Annotated in this window: 2 protein-coding genes and 1 pseudogene; all 3 read right to left on the bottom strand. The window is 58.7% G+C overall.

Annotated elements, in window-relative coordinates; genetic code table 11:
- Nucleotides 1–261 (bottom strand): DUF4150 domain-containing protein (locus tag FE392_RS19500; RefSeq protein WP_319931797.1); only part of this gene is annotated, 261 nt, incomplete at its 3' end.
- Nucleotides 251–1477 carry a DUF2169 family type VI secretion system accessory protein gene (locus FE392_RS19495; RefSeq protein ID WP_319931796.1) on the bottom strand — a complete coding sequence of 409 codons (1227 nt, stop codon included), beginning with the start codon at nt 1475–1477 and terminating at the stop codon, nt 251–253. The genes FE392_RS19500 and FE392_RS19495, both read right to left, overlap by 11 nt.
- 12 nt (nt 1478–1489) lie before the next feature.
- Nucleotides 1490–1652: pseudogene (locus FE392_RS19490) on the bottom strand (type VI secretion system Vgr family protein); the annotation flags it as partial.

Raw genomic sequence — 1652 nt, 5'->3', positions numbered from 1 at the left:
CCCCACGGTGCCGCTTTTCACCCCATTGGCGACACCGGGTTGGTCGCCCAGAGTCTGCGGCACAAAGCTCTGGGCAAAGACCACCACCGGTTGCCCATTGGCGCGCACTGATTTCACAGGGGTATCGCTGCCCGCCAGCTTGGCGATGACCGGATAGGGGATCGGTGGGGTGGATGGCCCCATCGGGGTTTTACACACGTCCGGCAGCATGCCGACTATTAGCCATTCGCCTGCGGTGCGGGCAAGGTAGTTATCCGCCATGGACGGTCTCCTTTTCAGATTCAGGGGGCGCGAGCTTGAGTAATGGGGCATCGGGGTCGATTTCAAACCGCGCTTCCGCTACTCGCACCGGCAGGCTGGTTTTAAAATTCAGCCGACTGGTGATGTGCACCGTCATGGCTTCGCTGTCGAGGATCAACGTATCGAGGCGCATCGGCACGGGGAACAGCGCGCCGTTTTCCATCCGCAGCAAAATAAACGGGCGATGCCCCGGAAGGGTAACGTGCAGGTTGCCGCTGGGCGTCATGCCTTGCAGGCTCAGTGAGATATCGGTATCCGGCCAGTCAATTTGCTGGTCAGCCGGGGCCCCGTTCCAATATCGGAAATCGAAATCTTTCGGCAGGTAAGGGTGACGGTGGGCGAGCCAGTCGTCATCGTATGTCCCGGCGAACTGGCGGCGGGGCAGCCACGGGCGACCGATAAAGCCCAAGCCTTGCGGTTGGCTGGCGGGCATATCATTCGGTAATGTGCCCGTCAGTTGTGACGCAAAATGTTGGGCGGTGAACGGCGCATCCGGTTGGGTGATACACGGGGCCGGGTAACGAGTGAGTTGTTTGGCCTCGGCATACCACGGCGTGATAAACCCCCTTCCCAGCGGGTTAGTTTCACAGGTGGCATGCGCCAGCGGCGCATTGTCCCCGTCCGGGTGTTGCTGACGTTGTTCCGCGGTCAGGCGGTCACTTTCCTTGAGGTGCTCGCTCGCCTTGTCGTCTGCCTGCATTTTGCATTCGCCGCCAAAGGCGTAGCGGTAATCCATCGGCAGGGTGGTAAAGGGTTGCGGGTCGGTCAATTGCCAGTGGCCGTTGGTGTCACGGATAAATTCCCGCTCGCCGGTCACGGTCAGGGTTTTGTCGAGCAGGGTTTCACCCTGCTTGTTCGTTGCCTGCAACCGGACAGGAAACGCTGTCGCGGGTTGATTATTCGGCGCATAGGCCGTGCCGTTGATAATCACATCACAGCGCGGTTTAAACGGGGCAAGGTCACTTTCCTGCAATACCTGCGAAGCATTCATCTGTCCGCGGAATTCATCCTGCAAACACAGGGGCGGCGCAGGCAGCAATTCCGCGATGCAGTGACCGGTACTGTCCGGCAGCAATTGATAGCCGAGTTTCATGACAGTCACATGGTGCTCAACATCGTCCACATCGAGCATTGAATAGTTCATCACCGCAAACGGGGTCAGGTTACGAAATTCCATCAAGGTGGCTCCTTAGTTCAGGTCAATGTCCTTGCCGGTGATTTGTACCGGGCCGCTGGCCTCGAATTTGAACTCCGTGCCCTGAATCGTAATTTTACCGCTGCTATCCATGCGCAGGGTGCTGGCACCGCATGTCAGTTCAATCACCTCCCCGGCCGTGATGGACAGGGTATTC

This window comes from Xenorhabdus santafensis (assembly GCF_033949405.1).
GTDB classification, from domain to species: Bacteria; Pseudomonadota; Gammaproteobacteria; order Enterobacterales; family Enterobacteriaceae; genus Xenorhabdus; species Xenorhabdus santafensis.
Note: the sequence above shows the minus strand (reverse complement) of the source record. Positions and strands in the feature narration are given on the sequence as shown.